General features: G+C 69.1%; 16 protein-coding genes. 1 reads left to right on the top strand and 15 read right to left on the bottom strand.

What is annotated here, in order from left to right; all coding sequences use genetic code 11:
* Positions 1–16 precede the first annotated feature (16 nt).
* The 11 genes from K9D25_RS01255 to K9D25_RS01205 form a co-directional block, all read right to left on the bottom strand.
* Positions 17–922: an ABC transporter permease subunit gene (locus K9D25_RS01255; protein ID WP_244378475.1), complete on the bottom strand. Its 906-nt coding sequence runs from the start codon at positions 920–922 to the stop codon at positions 17–19.
* Complete coding sequence (locus tag K9D25_RS01250) at positions 919–1,698, bottom strand: taurine ABC transporter ATP-binding protein (protein ID WP_244378473.1); 780 nt, start codon at positions 1,696–1,698, stop codon at positions 919–921. The genes K9D25_RS01255 and K9D25_RS01250 overlap by 4 nt, the downstream gene beginning before the upstream one ends.
* A 159-nt stretch (positions 1,699–1,857) precedes the next feature.
* Positions 1,858–2,877 (bottom strand): taurine ABC transporter substrate-binding protein, encoded by a 1,020-nt coding sequence (gene tauA, locus K9D25_RS01245; protein WP_244378471.1) that lies wholly within the window; start codon positions 2,875–2,877, stop codon positions 1,858–1,860.
* A 230-nt stretch (positions 2,878–3,107) separates the two neighbouring features.
* Positions 3,108–4,568, bottom strand: a complete 1,461-nt coding sequence (locus K9D25_RS01240; protein WP_244378465.1) for an FAD/NAD(P)-binding protein — start codon at positions 4,566–4,568, stop codon at positions 3,108–3,110.
* Positions 4,565–5,752, bottom strand: coding sequence for an FMNH2-dependent alkanesulfonate monooxygenase (gene ssuD / locus K9D25_RS01235; protein WP_244378463.1), 1,188 nt, complete (start codon positions 5,750–5,752; stop codon positions 4,565–4,567). The genes K9D25_RS01240 and ssuD overlap by 4 nt, the downstream gene beginning before the upstream one ends.
* A 144-nt stretch (positions 5,753–5,896) precedes the next feature.
* Complete coding sequence (locus K9D25_RS01230; protein ID WP_244378461.1) at positions 5,897–6,346, bottom strand: RrF2 family transcriptional regulator; 450 nt, start codon at positions 6,344–6,346, stop codon at positions 5,897–5,899.
* 102 nt (positions 6,347–6,448) lie between these two features.
* Positions 6,449–7,474, bottom strand: coding sequence for an aliphatic sulfonate ABC transporter substrate-binding protein (locus K9D25_RS01225; protein WP_244378459.1), 1,026 nt, complete (start codon positions 7,472–7,474; stop codon positions 6,449–6,451).
* 44 nt (positions 7,475–7,518) lie between these two features.
* Positions 7,519–8,379 (bottom strand): ABC transporter permease, encoded by an 861-nt coding sequence (locus K9D25_RS01220; protein ID WP_244378455.1) that lies wholly within the window; start codon positions 8,377–8,379, stop codon positions 7,519–7,521.
* A gap of 10 nt (positions 8,380–8,389) precedes the next feature.
* Positions 8,390–9,262, bottom strand: a complete 873-nt coding sequence (locus K9D25_RS01215; RefSeq protein WP_244378453.1) for an ABC transporter ATP-binding protein — start codon at positions 9,260–9,262, stop codon at positions 8,390–8,392.
* Between the two features lie 8 nt (positions 9,263–9,270).
* On the bottom strand, positions 9,271–9,636 hold the full coding sequence (locus K9D25_RS01210; protein WP_244378452.1) for a 4Fe-4S dicluster domain-containing protein: 366 nt from the start codon (positions 9,634–9,636) through the stop codon (positions 9,271–9,273).
* Positions 9,633–11,210, bottom strand: a complete 1,578-nt coding sequence (locus tag K9D25_RS01205) for an FAD-dependent oxidoreductase (protein WP_244378451.1) — start codon at positions 11,208–11,210, stop codon at positions 9,633–9,635. The genes K9D25_RS01210 and K9D25_RS01205 overlap by 4 nt, the downstream gene beginning before the upstream one ends.
* A 213-nt stretch (positions 11,211–11,423) precedes the next feature.
* Here K9D25_RS01205 and K9D25_RS01200 point away from each other — a divergent pair, with 213 nt between their 5' ends.
* A complete protein-coding gene (locus K9D25_RS01200; RefSeq protein WP_244378450.1) occupies positions 11,424–12,119 on the top strand; it encodes a dihydrofolate reductase family protein in 696 nt (231 codons plus the stop codon).
* 18 nt (positions 12,120–12,137) lie between these two features.
* Here K9D25_RS01200 and K9D25_RS01195 read toward each other — a convergent pair whose 3' ends face one another.
* Genes K9D25_RS01195 through K9D25_RS01180 form a run of 4 tightly spaced genes read right to left on the bottom strand, consistent with a single transcriptional unit; the run spans position 12,138 to position 15,771 of the window.
* Complete coding sequence (locus tag K9D25_RS01195; protein ID WP_244378449.1) at positions 12,138–13,016, bottom strand: SMP-30/gluconolactonase/LRE family protein; 879 nt, start codon at positions 13,014–13,016, stop codon at positions 12,138–12,140.
* Positions 13,017–13,045: 29 nt separating this feature from the next.
* Entirely contained in the window at positions 13,046–14,002 is a 957-nt protein-coding gene (locus K9D25_RS01190) for a 3-keto-5-aminohexanoate cleavage protein (protein ID WP_244378448.1), read from the bottom strand.
* A 24-nt stretch (positions 14,003–14,026) separates the two neighbouring features.
* Positions 14,027–14,983, bottom strand: coding sequence for a 3-hydroxyacyl-CoA dehydrogenase (locus K9D25_RS01185; RefSeq protein ID WP_244378447.1), 957 nt, complete (start codon positions 14,981–14,983; stop codon positions 14,027–14,029).
* Complete coding sequence (locus K9D25_RS01180; RefSeq protein ID WP_244378445.1) at positions 14,983–15,771, bottom strand: SDR family oxidoreductase; 789 nt, start codon at positions 15,769–15,771, stop codon at positions 14,983–14,985. The genes K9D25_RS01185 and K9D25_RS01180 overlap by 1 nt, the downstream gene beginning before the upstream one ends.
* Between the last annotated feature and the right edge of the window lies 1 nt (position 15,772).

The following is a 15,772-nucleotide window of genomic DNA, read 5'->3' as shown; positions in this document are numbered from 1 at the left end:
CCGCTGCCCGGGCTCGTCAGCCATGGGCGGCCCAGCCGACCAGGGCGCGTTCCACCAGGCGGATCGCCAGTTCGAGCGCGAAGGCCACAGTGGCGATGACGAAGATGCCGGCCACCACCACATCCGTGGCGAGGAAATTGGCGGCGGACTGGATCATGAAGCCGACGCCGCGCGTCGCCGCCACCAGTTCCGCCGCCACCAGCGTCGACCACCCCGCGCCGAGGGCGATGCGGGTGCCGGTGAGGATGGAGGGTGAGGCCGATGGGAGCACGACCAGCCGCAGCAGCTGCGCCCGCGTGGCGCCCAGCGCGCGCGCCACATTCAGCCGGTTGCGGTCGACGCCGCGCACCCCGGCGGAGGTGGCGATGATGACCGGCGGCAGCATGGCAAGCGCAATCACCAGAACCTTGGCGCTCTCGCCGATGCCGGCCCAGATGATGACGAGCGGCAGATAGGCCAGCGGCGGGATCGGCCGCAGGAACTCGACGATGGGATCGAGAATGCCGCGCCCCACCGTCGACAGGCCGATGGCGAAGCCGGCGGGCACGCCGATTAGCAGCGCTGCCGCCAGCGCGGCGAAGACGCGCTGCAGACTGGCGAGGAGATGCTGCGCCAGCGTGGCGTCGACAAACCCTTCTGTGACAAGGCGCGAGAGGCGCGCGGCGACCGCCTGTGGCGAGGGGAGGAACAGCGCCGGCACGACGCCGGAGGCCGTGACCGCCCACCACAGGACAAGCAGACTGCCGAGCGTGGCGAAGGGAATCCAGAGGCGCGCCGGCAGGGCGAGGCGTGGTCCGGTGCTTCGCGCTTCGGGCGCGGACGGCGGGCGCGGGCGCAACGTATCCTCGAAGGGGAAGCCTTCGGCGGGCACGATCAGCGGCAGGGCGCTGTCGGCGACGGGTAGCGGGGTGAAGAGGCTCATGACGGGGCTCCGGCAAAGATCACATCGCGCAGCCGCTCGCGGGCGGCGGCAAACGCCGGAAGGGATTTGACTTTGCTGCCAAGCCCTTGGGTGAGGGCTTGCCGGCCGAAGGCGAGCGGCTCGTTCCGCACGATCCGGCCCGGCTTTCCCGCCAGCACCACCAGCCGCGTGCCGAGATAGAGCGCTTCGTCGAGCCCGTGGGTGACGAAGAGGATGGTCTTGCCCGTGCGCTTCCACACATCGAGCACGAGGTCCTGCATCTGCTCGCGGGTCAGCGCGTCGAGCGCGCCAAGTGGTTCATCCATCAACAGAATTTCCGGGTCGGCGAGAAGGGCGCGGGCGAGGCTGACGCGCTGGCGCTGGCCGCCGGAGAGCTGCCAGGTGGCGTGGTCGCCCTTGCCGGCGAGCCCGACCAGCTCCAGCGCCGCCTCGGCGCGATTCTGTCGTTCTTTCAAAGGGATGGAGCGCAGGCGCAGGCCAAATCCGACATTGTCGCGGGCGTTGAGCCAGGGGAAAAGCGCGTCGGTCTGCAGCACCACACCGCGGTCGATCCCCGGCCCGGACACCCGCCGGTGCTCGACCCAGATTTCGCCTTCGCTGGGCGGCAGGAAGCCGGCTATCACGTTGAGAAGTGTCGACTTTCCGCAGCCGGAGGCCCCGAGAAGCACCACGAGTTCGCCGGCCGGGATCGCGAGGTCGATGCCGTCGAGCACCGGGGCCTCGCTGCCGTCCGGCTGCGGAAATTGGACGCCGAGATGATGGATGATGAGTTTCATGAGGTGGACAGTGAGACCGATCAGGCCGAATTGTGCGGGGGAAAAGGGGCCCGGCATGGGCTCCCAGGGGAGAGCGCCAGCCGGGCCTCAGGTTCGTCGCGGATCTCACGGCCCACGACGCTCGGGAACGGAAGTGTCAGCCCGGAGCACGAGGCCCCGTCAGTTCAGCTTGGCCGCTTGCTCGGCCGGCACGCGGCTGACATAGGGGCCGTAATCGGTGAGCACGGCCTCGATGCGGCCCTGCTCCTTGAGGAATTTCGCCGTGGCGACGATGGCTTCGACCGAGCCGCCGCCCAGTAGGGCTTCGGAGAGCTGGTCGGCCAGCAGCGGGAATTTGTTGCCCTTGAGCAGCTCGGGGATTTCCTCCGGCTTGGCGCCGGTGAGCTTGGCGATGGCCAGCACCTGCGGCGAGGCGGCGGTCCAGCTGGCGCCGTTCTTCGCGTAGTCGGCGTAAGCATCCGCCGTCACCTTGACGAATTCGGCAACGATCTCGGGGTGCGCCTTGGCGAAGTCCTTGCGGACGATCCAGGCATCAAAGGTCGGGGCGCCCCATTTGGCGACATCGGCGGAGGAGGCGAAGACCGTGCCGGTCTCCTTGATCTTGCCGAGCGCCGGGTCCCAGACATAGGCGGCGTCGATGTCGCCACGGGTGAAGGCGGCGGCGATTTCCGGCGGACGCAGATTGAGGATTTCGACCGTCTTCGGGTCGACGCCCCAGTGTTTCAGCGCCGCCAGCAGCGAGTAATGGGTGGTGGAGACGAAGGGCACGGCAACCTTCTTGCCATTGAAATCCTCCGGCTTGGCGATGCCGGCGCCATTGCGCACTACCAGTGCCTCGGCGTCGCCGAGCAGGGCGGCAATGTAGATGGTCTCGATCGGCACCTCGCGACTGGCGGCGGCGGCGAGCGGCGAGGAGCCGACATAGCCGATCTGGATCGCGCCAGAGGCAATGGCGGCGATCACATCGGCGCCGCTGTCGAATTTGCGCCAGTCGATGCTGGCCTTGCTCGCCTTCTCATAGACGCCATTGGCTTGCGCCACCTTGGCCGGGTCGGCGCCGGTCTGGTAGCCGATGGTGAGTTCGGCAGCGAAGGCAGGCGAAATCAAGCTTTGGCCGGCGATCAGCAGGCCGAGCGCGGCCGTGGCGGCGAAAAGGCCGCGGCGGGAAAAGCGGGTCATGGGATGTTCCATAGGCAAGCCGCCGGGGCGCGCGGCGCCCGCGTGACGGCTGTTGAAATATCGGGTGAAGCTGGAAAGGCCGCGATCAGCGGCGTCGACAGGTCCAGGTCATGAAGGTGCCCCCGTAACGGGACGCTGGCAGGCTGGCGGAAGGCGCAGCGGCAACGTCGGTAGGATCATCTGACCAGAGCGGAGGTCGGGGGTCAATAGAAATCTACTCGTGAAGTAGATTATTTAACCGCCGAGCGCGCTGAAGCGTAAGTCGTTGGCGCGTTGTCCGAAACCGCGTCGCGCTCCAGCCGTGCGGCGACGGCACCGGCGATACGGATGGCGTAATTCGTCACATCCGGCAGGCCCATCAGTTCGCCCACCGTGCCGCGTGCCAGCGGTCCGGCGACATAGACGCCGGGCGTCGGCGTGCCGTCGCGGCCGATGGCCCGGCCGTCGGCGGTGACCTCGATGCCGAGGCGCAGCTGGTCGGGCCGGGCGAGGCCGGCGCGCTCCAGCGCTGCCAGCACCGGGTTGTCGGCGAAGACGCGGCCATGCGCCGGCCCGGTGGCGGTGAGCACGGCGTCGAAGGTCTCCCGCGTCACCGCGCCGGTTCGGCGGTCGCGGAGAGTGACGTGGATGGCGTCGCTCTGGCGCTCCACCCCCTGCAGCGAAGCGGCGCGCAGGCGCAGCGTGCCTGCCGCAATCCTTTGGTCCAGCACCTCTTCCACCTGCGGAGCGATGCGGAAGCGGTGCACGTCCCAGAACGGGCGCAGATGCCGCAGCAGGCGCGCCCGCTCGTGCAAGGGCAGCGCATTCCAGATGGTGCTGCCCTGCAGCCGCACCTGGTCGAGCACGCAGTGCCAGCTCTTGCCCGCCGCCACGGCCTCGGCCACCGCCGCACGGATGCGGCGAACGAGGGCGCCGGCAGTGCGGGCCGGGTCGGTGGCGAAATCGCCATAGGGGTCGTGCAGCGCCGCCGGATGGCCGCGCGAGCGCAGGCCGCGCCGGGAGAGGGCAAGGATGGTGCCGCGATGGCCGAGCCGGTCGAGCGTCGCCACCAGATCGGCCATGGTCAGCCCGGTGCCGACGATCAGCACCCGGTCGTCCGGCCGCACGGCGTCGAGCGCCCCGGCCTGCCAGGGGTCTGGGAGAAAGCGCGGATGGAAGGCAAGCGCGCGAGCGAGCCCGGTTGGGGGACTCGGCGGGGCATGCGCCACCGCCAGCACGACGATCCCGGCCTCAACAGTGCCACCGTCCGAGGTGCGGATACGGTATCCGTCCTCGCTCGGGTCGACCGCCTCGGCGGCGGCGGCGATATGAACGATGCGCGGCCCGAGCGCCGCCAGTTGCGCCGCGACATAAGTGCCGAATACGGCGCGGGCGGGGAAATTGCGCCCCTCGCTGCGCCGCGCCGCCGGGTCGGCCTCCAGCGCGCCGGAGGCTTCCAGCCAGTCGTTGAAATGCGTCGGCTGATCGGGGATCAGCGACATGCGCGTCGCCGGCACATTGATGCGGTGGCTGGGGTCAGTGGCGGAATAGGCGAGGCCGCGGCCGAGTTCCGCGCGCGGCTCGATGATGACGACCCGCTCAAGCCGAGGGTGCAGACGCAGCAGATGCCAGGCGACGGCGGCGCCGGAAAAACCGCCACCGATGATCGCCACCGGCACATGGATCGGCCGCTGCTGCGCGACCTCGCTCATGAGGCGGAGGCGCGCGGGGCGGGTCTGTAGTCATTGGCGATGGTCTCGCCGAAGGGGCCGGTGTTCAACGTTCCGCCGGGCTTGGTGATGCCGTGGTTGAGCTTGAGGCGCGGCAGCACCAGTTCCGCCACCCGGTAGGCCTCTTCGAGGTGCGGGTAGCCGGAGAGGATGAAGCTGTCGATGCCGAGATCGGCATATTCCTGCATGCGCGCCGCCACCGTTTGCCCCGAGCCGACCAATGCCGTGCCGGCCCCGCCGCGCACCAGCCCGACGCCGGCCCACAGATTCGGGCTCACTTCGAGCTTATCACGTCGTCCGCCATGCAGTGCGGACATGCGGGACTGGCCGACGGAATCGAGCCGCGAGAACACTTTCTGCGCCGCCGCGATGGTGGCGTCGTCGAGATGGCCGATCAGCTCGTCCGCCGCCTCCCACGCCTTGGCGTCGGTTTCGCGGGCGATGACATGCAGGCGGATGCCGAAGGAGACCTTGCGGCCCTCGGCCTCGGCCAGCGCGCGCACCTGTTTGATCTTGGCTTCCACCGCCGCCGGCGGCTCGCCCCAGGTGAGGTACTTGTCGACATGCTCGGCCGCGACCTTGTTCGCCGCTTCCGACGAGCCGCCGAAATACAGCGCCGGGCCGCCCGCCTGCTGCGGCGGGAAGAGGAGATGCGCGTCGTCGACCTTGATGTGCTTGCCGAAATAGCTCACCCGCTCGCCGGCCAGCAGGCGGCGATAGACGGTGAGGAACTCGTCCGTCACCTCGTAGCGCTCGTCATGGTTGAGGAAGATGCCGTCGCCGGCATTTTCCACCGGGTCGCCGCCGGTGACGATGTTGATGAGCAGGCGCCCATCGGAGATGCGGTCGAGCGTCGCCGTCATCCGGGCATAGAGGGTGGGGGAGGCGAGGCCCGGGCGCACCGCCACGAGATAGCGCAGGCGCTTGGTGGCGGGAGCCAGCGCGGAGGCGACCAGCCAGCTATCCTCGCAGCTCTTGCCGGTGGGAATGAGCACGCCGTAATAGCCGAGCCGATCAGCGGCCTGGGCGACTTGGCGGAGATAGTCGATATCGGTTTCGCGGGCGCCGAGGGAGGTGCCGAGATAACGCCCGTCGCCATGGGTGGGCAGGAACCAGAGGACGTTGAGGCCGTCGCCGGCGGCGGTTGCGGAGCTGGTGTGCGGCATGGGAGGTCCTGTCGGTTCGCGCGGGCGGCGCGGCCGGCCCTGGGGCGGCGCGTCTGTTTATCTGTCGAATTTATAGACTAATGAGCTACCTCCCGGCAATCCATTTTCACGCGGATGGGCGGAATAGGGAGGAAAGGACAAGAATCAGATGTGATACATGAGGTCCGGATGCCGCGTCCGGCCGTAGCTCACCATTTCTTCCAGCGTCATCCGGTCGAGAATGTCGGACAGCGCGTCGCGCACGCGGGTCATGACGATGCGCACCTCGCAGGCTTCGCGGTTCTCGCAATCCTGGCAGGGCACATAGGCGCTCTGGCTGGCGCAGCCGATCGGCGCCAGCGGGCCGTCCAGCGTGCGGATGATGTGGCCGACCCGGATTTCCTTCGGCGCCCGCGCCAGCGAATAGCCGCCGCCCGGCCCCTTCTTGCTGCGCACCAGCCCGGCATTCCTCAGATCGAGCAGGATGGCGTCGAGGAACTTCTTCGGGATGTTCTCCGCCTGGGCGATCGCCGCGCCCATCGTCGTCGCCCCCGCCTCCAGCGACGCCAGATGCACCATCGCCTTCAGGCCGTACTTCCCCTTGTTCGTCAGCATTCATCCACCCCGGCGCGCGCATCCACAGGGTAGATAGCAGCACGCCGCCGCGATGGGTACCAAGGAGGGGCGGGTCCGATGCCGGAGCCGCCCCGTCGCGGTTCAGTTGCCCGCGAGCCGCTTCTGCGCGGCGTCGTAATAGGAGCGGTCGATCCAGCGGTCGTAATCGACCGTCCCCTTCAACAATCCGGACTCGGCCATGAAGGCCTCTTCCGCCTGCAGCGCCCTCACCGCCTCGTCGGTGATGGCAGGGTCCTGCCAGAACTTGCCGTCGCTATAGGTCGCGCGCACCGCCTTCTCGCTGCTGCCGGTCTCGCGGACGAAAATGGCGATGGTCTCTTCGGGATGCGCGTCGGCCCAGCGCGCGGCGGCGATGTCGACGGCGAGCAGCCGGGCGACAATCTCGGGGTACTTGAGGGCGAAGCTGGCGTTGACGCTCAGCACATGCGGCACCGCCCATTCGCGCTTGCCGGAGACGCCGGCATCGAAAAGCACCTTGGCGCCTCCGAGATCGACCAGCTTCTGCGCCGGCCCGGTGCTCTCGACAATGGCGTCGATATCCCCGCGCGCCAGCGCCGGGCCGGAACTCTCGATACCGATATTGAGCAACTGCACGTCCTTGATCGAGACACCCGCTTCCTTCAGCGCCTTGGCGAAGGTGGAATGGCGCACCGTGCCGGTGAGCACCGCGACCTTCTTGCCCTTCAGTTCGGCGAGCGAGGTGATCGGCGAATCCGGGCGCACCACCACCAGCGTCTCGTTTGACGGCACCCAGCTCGACAGGCCGATCGCCTTTACGTCCGCGCCGGCGGCGCCGAGGCGCAGCGAGGGGTTGTTGCCGATATAGGTGAAGTCGATCGCGCCGGAGCCGAGCGCCACCGAGGCCGGGCCGCCGCCGTCGAAGGTCGCCAGTTCCACGCGGATGCCGTCCTTGGCGAATTCCTGCTCCAGCAGCTTGCGGTTGCGGTAGAGGATGAATTTGAGATGCCCCGGCGCGGTCGAGCCGATGCGGATCACTTCCGGCGTGTCGGCGGCACGGGCGGGGAGGGCGCCCGCCAGCGGGGCGAGCGCGGCGAGGCCGAGCGCCTGGACGACGCGGCGGCGGGAGAGGGGAAAATGCGCGGGCATGGCGAAACCTTTCGGCAAAGAGGGAAAAGGGGAGGGGCTCGCGCTCAGGCGAAGCCCTTGTCCTCGCTGGCGCGCCAGCGCGTCGCCCGGGCCTCGAAGGCCACGAGGGCGTAGTTGAGCAGGAAGCCGATGACGGTGAGCGTCAGGATGCCCGCATACATGCGGTCGGTTTCCAGCATCAGCGAAGAATTCTGGATGAGGTAGCCAATGCCCGACTGGGCCGCGAGCATCTCCGCCGCGATCACCGAGAACAGCGAGCTCTTCACCCCCAGTCGCGCGCCGGCGACGATGGAGGGGATGGCGGAAGGCAGGATCACCTTTCGGAAGAGATCCCAGTCCGACGTGCCCATCGAGCGCGCCGCCTTCAGGTGCAGCGGATCGACCGACTTCACCCCGACGATGGTGTTGATCAGCAGGAAGAACACCGCGGCATAGAAGGTGATGGCGATCTTCGAGGCCTCGCCGATGCCGAGCACCAGGATGAACACCGGCAGCAGCGCGAATTGCGAGGTGTTGCGCAGCGTCTGCACCAGAAAATCGCTCACCTTCTCGAACAGCGTGTAGCGTCCCATCAGCAGGCCGAGCGGGAGGGCGACGACCACGGCGAGGCCGAAGCCGATGGCGGCGCGCTGCAGGCTGATGCCGATATGCTGGGCGAGCAGGCCGCTGCCGATCATCTCGCCCAGCGCCGACAGCACCTGGCTGAGCGGGGGAAAGAAGATCGCGTTGATCCAGCCGAGGCGCGGCGCCAGCTCCCAGGCCAGCGCCAGTACCAGCAGCGCCGGCAGACCGAGGCCGATGGCACTGACGGCATGGCGCAGCGAGCACGGGGCGGGCAGGAAGGCGGGCCGGCTCCACCAGACGCGCGGGGGAATGTCAGCCGAATTGTCGGTGGCGAGCGTCATCGTGGGCTCCTCAGGCGTTGTAGGCGGAGGCAAGCGCCCAGTCGCGCTGCGCCTTGCTCACCTCCTCGCGCAGCGCGTCCCACACCCGGGCGCGATAGGCGTTGAAGGCGTTGCTGTTGCGGATGTCGATGTCGCGCGGGCGCGGCAGGTCGACCGCGATGGTCTCCTTCACCTGCGCCGGGCGGGCGGTCATGACGACGATCCGGTCGGCGAGGAAGATCGCCTCGTCGATGGAATGGGTGACGAACACCACCGTGGTCCGGATCTGCTCCCAGATGCGCAGCAATTCGCTCTGCAGGATGTCGCGGGTCTGCGCGTCGAGGGCGGCGAAGGGCTCATCCATCAGCAGCACCTGCGGATCGGTGGCGAGCGCGCGGGCGATGGCGACGCGCTGCTGCATGCCGCCGGAGAGCTGCGAGGGATAACGGTCCTCGAAACCCTTCAGCCCGAATAGATGCAGGAAATGCCGTGCCCGTTCCCGCCGCGCCGCACGGCCGACGCCGCGCACCTCCAAGGGGTATTCGATGTTCTGCAGCGCCGTGCGCCAGGGAAACAGCGCATATTGCTGGAACACATAGGCGGTCTCGGGATGCGGGCGCGTCACCCGCCGCCCGTCAATGGAAGCCGCACCGCTGCTCGGCTCGGTCAGGCCGGCGATGATGTCGAGCAGCACCGACTTGCCGCTGCCGGACGGGCCGACGACGGTGACGAAGGCGCCCTGGGGGATATCGAGATCGACGCCCGAAAGCACGGGAATCCGGTCGCTCGACCGGCCGTCAAGGGTCACGCTCTGGCCGGGCTTCAACTGAAAGGTCTTGCGCACATCGCGCAGAGCGATGCGCTGTGCGCCCGCAGGTGCGTGGTCGGCAGTGGTGAGACTCATGGCGCGGCTCATGGCGCGGGGCTCCGGGGGCCGGTCGGCATCGCGGTGAGCGACGCCTGGCGCAGGCGATGGGTGGGATCGGCATCGGCGCCGCCTTCGCGGCCCTTCTTCCAGCCGAGCGCGCGCGTATAGCTGCCGAACAGGCCGGCGGCGGCGACGGCGTCCTCGGTGATGCCGGTGACGTGCTCGGGATCGGCGGCGACAAAGAGCGCATCGACCGGGCAATAGATCTCGCACAGGAAGCAGGTCTGGCAGTCCGCCTGACGGGCGATGGCTGGCACGCTGCCCGGCACAGCCTCGAACACATTGGCGGGGCAGGCCTTCACGCAGACATTGCAGGCGGTGCAGCGGCTCGCGGAGAGGATTTCGATCATGATGCGGCGGCCTCCAGCGAGGGGCGGTCGAAGCTCAGCACCGGCTGGTCGATGCCGGCGAGGGTGAGGCGGCGGGCGAGGGCGGGTGTCGCGGCCGGCGCGTCGAGGCGGCGGTGCATGCCGCGGGTTTCGTTGCGCGCGGCGGCGGCGCGATAGGCCCAGCGACTTGAGGCGAGGAGCGCCGCGGCCTCGCGCAGGCGGAAGGCGGTGGCGCCCTCGCCCTGCCCATGGTCGCGCAGCGTCGCCCAGGCCGCGTCAAGGCGGGTGAGCGAGGCTTTGAGCGTCGGCGCGCTGCGGAAGAAATTGCGCTCCACCGGCAGCATTTCGCCCCGCACCAGTTCCACCGCCTCGGCCGGATCGAGCGTGCGGGCGGTAGCGGCGGGGCGCAGCCCGGCCTGTCCCGCCGCGCGCACGGGCCGTTCCGCCGCGCGGGGGCCGAGGCGTTGCGCGAAGGCCGCCGCGCCCTTGCCGGACCACAGGCCGGTGGCGATGGCCCAGGAGGCGTTCGGCCCGCCGCCGCCCGTCGCGGCACCGGCAATGTCCTGCCGCTCCAGCGCGTCGCCGGCGGCGAACAGGCCGGGAATGCCGACACCGCAATCGTCGTCCACGCGCTTCAGTCCGCCCGTGCCGCGCACCGTGCCTTCGGCGCGCAGGGCAATGGGGAAGAGTTGCGCGAACGGGTCGATGCCGGCGCGCTCGAACGGGAGGAAGCAGTTGGGCTGGCCCCGGCGCAGCGCGTCCGGCACCGCGCCGGTGGCGCGGTCGAGCCGGGCCTGAAGCGGGCCGGCGAGCGATTCCCGCGCCAGCACCGAAAAGCGCTCGCCCGGGGTAATGTCGATGGCCGACCCGTCGGCGCGGTAGAAGCTCGCCCAGAAATAGGGCAGGCCCTTATTCACGGAGGAGTGCAGCGGGACGATGCCGTACTGGCTGGAAAACTCCATGCCGGAAAGGTTGGCGCCGAGTTCGGCGGCCATCAGCTGGCCGTCGCCGGTAAGGCCGGTGGCGCCGAGAATGCGCGAGCCGAAGGCGCAGCCGCCGGTGGCAAGAACGACGGCGCCGGCCCGCGCCTCCCAGTTCTGGCCGAGCTGACGGGCGAAGCCGGCCGCGCCGGCCACGGTGTCGCCTGCGGTCAGCAGTTCGAGCGCGGGGTGATGATCGCGCACCGTGACCCCGGCCTTCACCAGAAGCTGGCGCAGGAAGCGCATATAGTCGGGGCCGCGCAGATTGGCGATGTAGAGCGCGCCCTCGTCGTCGCGCGGGAAGCGGTAGCCGCGTTCGGCAAGAACATGCAGGTGCTGGGTCGCGGTGTCGATCACCCGCCCCATCTGCCGGATATCCGCCAACCCTTCAGAGGATTTCACCCGCTCGGCGATCAACTTGGCGCGTCGCTCCGGCGTGGTGGCGAACCAGGTGCCGGTATTGGACGGCGCGGTGGCGCCGCTGGTGCCGACATAGCCCTTGTCCACCAGCACGACGCTGCACCCGGCCTCGCGCGCGGCCAGCGCCGCCCAGCACGCCGCCGGCCCGCCACCGATGACGAGCACGTCGGAGTGAAGATGGATGGTCTCGGCCATGGTGGTCTCCGAAGACGCGGGTGACGGCGGTGGGCGTGGGCGCGCCTGCCTTGGACTCCATTAGAATATAAAAACGATAGATAATATAAAATACGGGGTCAAGCCCCGTCGGACACGCGGGGAATCGTCGGCCAAGGCCTACCCAAGCCGGCCCCGCCGCCATAGGTCAGCGTTCGGTGCCGCGTCGCGCCGGTCGTAGCAGGGAGCCTGTCCGTGAAGCCCTATGTCGTCTGCCTGATGGAAACCTCGCTCGACGGGCGGCTGCACCCGAGCCGCTTCACCGCCAGCCCGCAGGGCGGCCGCAGCGATTGGGGCCGGCTCTATGAGCAAATTCACGCGACGCTGAACGCCGATGCCTGGCTGGTTGGACGGGTGACGATGGCGGAGATGGCGAAGGGCGTGCCGCATCCGCCGGCCGAAGTGGGCGCGGTCGCCCGCCCGCTGCATGTCGCGGCGCGGGCGGCGAGCTACGCCATCGCGCTCGATCCCGCCGGCAAAGTGCATTTCAGGGGAGCCGAGGTCGGCGGAGATCACGCCATTGCTCTGCTGGGGCGCGATGTGCCGGACAGCCATCTCGGCGAACTGGCGGCCGATGGCGTCTCCTACATCGTCGCGGAGGGCGACGAGATCGATCTGGCCGCGACGCTGGACATCCTGGCGCGGGAGTTCGGGATCAAGCGCCTCGCGCTGGAAGGCGGTGCGCGGGCCAATGGCGCCTTCTTCGCCGCCGGGCTGGTCGACGAGTTCAGCGTGCTGATCGCCCCTGCGCTCGATGCCCGCCCCGGCAGTGAGGCGATTGTCGATGCCGGGCCGGAGGGTCTCGCCGGCAAGGTGAGCCTGTCGTTGCTCGCCGCCGAGACGCTCGATCACGGCGTGGTGCATCTGCGCTACGCCGTGACGCCTGTTTAGCGCGCGCCCAGACCCCTGCTAGGCGCCGAAGCGCGGCTCGGGCACCCCGGTTATGCCGAGATCGTAGATCGCGAACAGGCTGCCGCGCAGCGCCCCGTCGCCGGGAAAGCGCGGCAGCGGCGGCTTGGCCATGGAGGTGACGTAGAGCACGTCAAGCTTCGGCCCGCCGAACATCACGCTGGTGATCTTCTTCACCGGCATGTCGATGATGCGGTCGACGCTGCCGTCCGGCGCGTAACGCACCAGCCGCCCGTCATAGACCAGCGCGTTCCACAGGAAGCCCTCGGCGTCGACGGTGGAGCCGTCCGCTGCACCACCCCTGGAGGTGTCGACCTTGGTGAAGGTCCGCCGGTTGGAGGCGGTGCCGGTGTCGATGTCGTAATCATAGGCCCAGATCTCGCCGGTCCAGGTGTCGGCGAAATAGAAGGTCCTGTCGTCCGGGCTGAAGCACGGGCCATTGGAGCAGATGATGCCGCGATCGACCGTGGTCAGGGTGAAATCCGGGTCGAGCCGGTAGAGCGCGCCATGCGGGCCTTCTTCCATCGTGTCCATGGAGCCGGCGAAGAAGCGCCCGCGCCGGTCCACCTTGCCGTCATTGATCCGGGTGGTGGGCTTGTCGCTCTCGGGATCGACGATCAGATCGCAGTCGCCGGAGCGGAAATCGAGCGCGTGGAACCCGGTCTGCAGCGAGACGATGGCGCCCTGGCCGTCCTTGCGCAGCGCCATGGAGCCGATCTTGGCCGGCACGTCCCAGGCCCGCACCTCGCGCCCGTCGGCCGTGGTGCGAAACACACGGCCGTCGAAGCTGTCGATGAAATAGAGGCGTTCCTGCTCGGCGTCCCACAGCGGCCCCTCGCCCAGCGTGGTCTTCACGTCGATGAGAACCTCGATCCGCATCGCTTCCTCCCATTGTCGTTGGCGTGGGGTCAGAAATTCACCTGGTCGCCGCCCTTGAGCTGCAGCAGGGCGCGGGCGTCGTCCGGGGTCGCGACCTCAAGCCCCAGGCCCTCGATCACCTTCCGCGCCATCCGCACCTGATCGGCGCTGGACGTGGCGAGCTTGCCCTTGCCGGCCCACAGCGAATCCTCCAGCCCGACGCGGATATTGCCGCCCATCGCCGCCGACTGGGTGGCGATGCGCAGCTGGCTCGCCCCCGCGCCCAGCACCGACCAGCGGTAATCCGCGCCGAACAGACGGTCGGCGGTGCGCTTCATGTGCATCACGTCTTCCGGATGCGTGCCGATGCCGCCCAGCAGACCGAACACCGACTGGACGAAGAACGGCGCCTTGACGAGGCCGCGATCGGCGAAATGGGCGAGGTTGTAGAGATGGGCGATGTCGTAGCACTCGAACTCGAAGCGCGTGCCATTGCCGTAGCAGGTGTCGAGTATGTACTCGATGTCCTTGAAGGAGTTACGGAAAACGAGGTCCTTCGTGGCTTCGAGATGCGGCTTTTCCCAGTCGAACTTGAAGCTGTCGTACTTCTGCACGAGGTGGTAGAGGCCGAAATTGATCGAGCCCATATTCAGCGAGGCGACCTCCGGCTTGAAGGTCGCGGCGGGCAGCACGCGCTCCTCCACCTTCATGTAGGGGCTGCCGCCGGAGGTGATGTTGATCACCGCATTGGTGCCCTGCTTCACCTGCGGCAGGAAGCGGGCGAAGGCTTCCGGCGTCTGGTCCGGCCGGCCGTTCTCCGGGTTGCGGGCGTGCAGGTGCAGGATGGCGGCGCCGGCTTCCGCCGCGCCGATGGCGTCGGCGGTGATCTGTTCCGGCGTGATCGGCAGATAAGGCGACATGGTCGGCGTGTGGATCGCCCCGGTGCAGGCGCAGGTGATGATGACCTTGCCGGTGGGAACGGGGCGGGCGGTGGAGGCGGTGGACATGGGATCAGTTCCTGAGGTGAGAGGTCAGCGGCCGATGTCGCGGTCGGCCCGCCGCTTCTGCGCGATGAGCGCCATTAGCCGGCGGTCGCGCCAGCGCTGGCGGGCGGGAAGCTGCGCGGCGGGCACCGCGGCGCGGCGCTCGGCCTCGACCCCGCCGGCTGCCACGGCGGCCCAGTCCACCCGCTCGCGCATGCCCTGGGACAGGCCGGCATACATGGGCTGGTAGCGGGCGATGTAGTCGGCGATGCCGCCGGGCGCGTTGAGGTCGATGGTCTCGAACGGGCCGATGAAGCTCCAGCGCAGGGCGAGACCGTCGGCGATGCCGCGATCGACATCGGCGGCGCTGGCATAACCGCCGGCGACGAGGCGGAACGCCTCTTCCATCAGCGCGCCCTGCATGCGGTTCATGATGAAACCGTCGATCTCCTTCTCCATCCGCAGCGGCACCTGGCCGGCGGCGGCGAGGAAGGCGACGGCGCGGTCCAGCACCGCCGGTTCGGTCCAGCGCGAGGGCACGACTTCCACCGCCGGCACCAGATAGGGAGGGTTGATCGGGTGGGCGACGACCCCGCGCGCCCGGCCGGGCACGGCCTCGAAAATGGCCGAGGGCAGCAGCGCCGAACTCGACGAGGCCAGCACCGCGTCGGCGGGTGCCAGCCGGTCGATCTCGGCGAAGCTGGCGCGCTTGACCTCGATCGTCTCCGGCCCGCATTCCTGCACCCAGATGGCGCCGTCGAGCGCCTCGGCCAGCGTGGCGAAGGGCCTGAGCGCGCCGACGATGTCGTCCACGCTCCGCCCGTTCAGCAGGTCGTTGCGCGCGAGGTCCTCGCCCACCGAGCGCACATAATCCAGCGCCGCCGCTGCGGCGTCCGGCGCCGGGTCCCACAGCCGCACCTCATGCCCGGCGCGGGCGAAGGTGATGGCGAAGGCGCGCCCGATCAGCCCGGCCCCGACAATGGCGACGCGCGAGGGGGCACCCATCACAACGTCTCCACATTGCCGTCGACATTGAACGACATGGCCGAGAGGTTGCGGCCGGCATCCGAGAGCAGGAAGGCGACCGAGGACGCCACATCCTCCATCGTCACCATGCGGCGCAGCGAGATCTTGTCGAGATAGCGCGCCTCCATGTCCTCATAGCTCGCACCCACCTGCGCGGCGCGGTCGCGGATCACCCCTTCCATGCGCGGGCCGGCGACGATGCCGGGCAGGATGGCGTTGACGCGGATATTGTGCGGCCCCAGCTCCTTGGCGAGCGACTGGGTGAGGCCGATCACCCCCCACTTCGCCGCCGCGTAAGGCGTGCGGTAGGCATAGCCGTGGCGGCCCGCTGCCGAGGACATGTTGATCACCGCGCCGCCGCCCGCCCGCTTGATGTGCGGCACCGCCTGCCGGGCGCAGAGGAACTGGCCGGTGAGGCCGATATCGAGGCAGCGCCGCCATTCCGCCGGGACGATGTCTTCCACCGCGCCGGTCGGGCCGGCGATGCCGGCATTGTTGATCAGCGCGTCGAGCCCGCCCAGCGCGCCGAGGGCGTTGGCGAAGAACGCCTCCACCTGCCCCTCATCCGACACGTCGGCCTTCATCACCGTGGTGCCCGGCAGTTCGGATGCGGCAGCGGCGAGCGCGTCGTCGGCCACGTCGCACAGAGCGAGGCGGCAGCCCTGCGCGTGCAGCAGCCGGGCGATGGCGAGGCCGATGCCGCCGGCGCCGGCGGTGACGACCACGCGCTGCCCTTCGAGGCCGCCGGCAAAAGATGTGGGGGACATG

Source organism: Ancylobacter polymorphus (genome assembly GCF_022836935.1).
GTDB lineage: Bacteria > Pseudomonadota > Alphaproteobacteria > Rhizobiales > Xanthobacteraceae > Ancylobacter > Ancylobacter polymorphus_A.
The sequence above is the reverse complement of the archived record's forward strand: the minus strand, read 5'-3'. Positions and strand labels throughout refer to the sequence as shown.

Excerpts from the sequence above, each read along its gene's own strand:
- K9D25_RS01255 (WP_244378475.1), bottom strand. The coding sequence starts at position 922 with ATGAGCCTCTTCACCCCGCTACCCGTCGCCGACAGCGCCCTGCCGCTG.
- K9D25_RS01240 (WP_244378465.1), bottom strand. The coding sequence starts at position 4,568 with ATGAGCGAGGTCGCGCAGCAGCGGCCGATCCATGTGCCGGTGGCGATC.
- K9D25_RS01185 (WP_244378447.1), bottom strand. The coding sequence starts at position 14,983 with ATGGGTGCCCCCTCGCGCGTCGCCATTGTCGGGGCCGGGCTGATCGGG.
- K9D25_RS01215 (WP_244378453.1), bottom strand. The coding sequence starts at position 9,262 with ATGAGTCTCACCACTGCCGACCACGCACCTGCGGGCGCACAGCGCATC.
- K9D25_RS01205 (WP_244378451.1), bottom strand. The coding sequence starts at position 11,210 with ATGGCCGAGACCATCCATCTTCACTCCGACGTGCTCGTCATCGGTGGC.
- K9D25_RS01195 (WP_244378449.1), bottom strand. The coding sequence starts at position 13,016 with ATGCGGATCGAGGTTCTCATCGACGTGAAGACCACGCTGGGCGAGGGG.
- K9D25_RS01220 (WP_244378455.1), bottom strand. The coding sequence starts at position 8,379 with ATGACGCTCGCCACCGACAATTCGGCTGACATTCCCCCGCGCGTCTGG.
- tauA (WP_244378471.1), bottom strand. The coding sequence starts at position 2,877 with ATGACCCGCTTTTCCCGCCGCGGCCTTTTCGCCGCCACGGCCGCGCTC.
- K9D25_RS01180 (WP_244378445.1), bottom strand. The coding sequence starts at position 15,771 with ATGTCCCCCACATCTTTTGCCGGCGGCCTCGAAGGGCAGCGCGTGGTC.
- K9D25_RS01230 (WP_244378461.1), bottom strand. The coding sequence starts at position 6,346 with ATGCTGACGAACAAGGGGAAGTACGGCCTGAAGGCGATGGTGCATCTG.
- K9D25_RS01250 (WP_244378473.1), bottom strand. The coding sequence starts at position 1,698 with ATGAAACTCATCATCCATCATCTCGGCGTCCAATTTCCGCAGCCGGAC.
- K9D25_RS01225 (WP_244378459.1), bottom strand. The coding sequence starts at position 7,474 with ATGCCCGCGCATTTTCCCCTCTCCCGCCGCCGCGTCGTCCAGGCGCTC.
- K9D25_RS01210 (WP_244378452.1), bottom strand. The coding sequence starts at position 9,636 with ATGATCGAAATCCTCTCCGCGAGCCGCTGCACCGCCTGCAATGTCTGC.
- ssuD (WP_244378463.1), bottom strand. The coding sequence starts at position 5,752 with ATGCCGCACACCAGCTCCGCAACCGCCGCCGGCGACGGCCTCAACGTC.
- K9D25_RS01190 (WP_244378448.1), bottom strand. The coding sequence starts at position 14,002 with ATGTCCACCGCCTCCACCGCCCGCCCCGTTCCCACCGGCAAGGTCATC.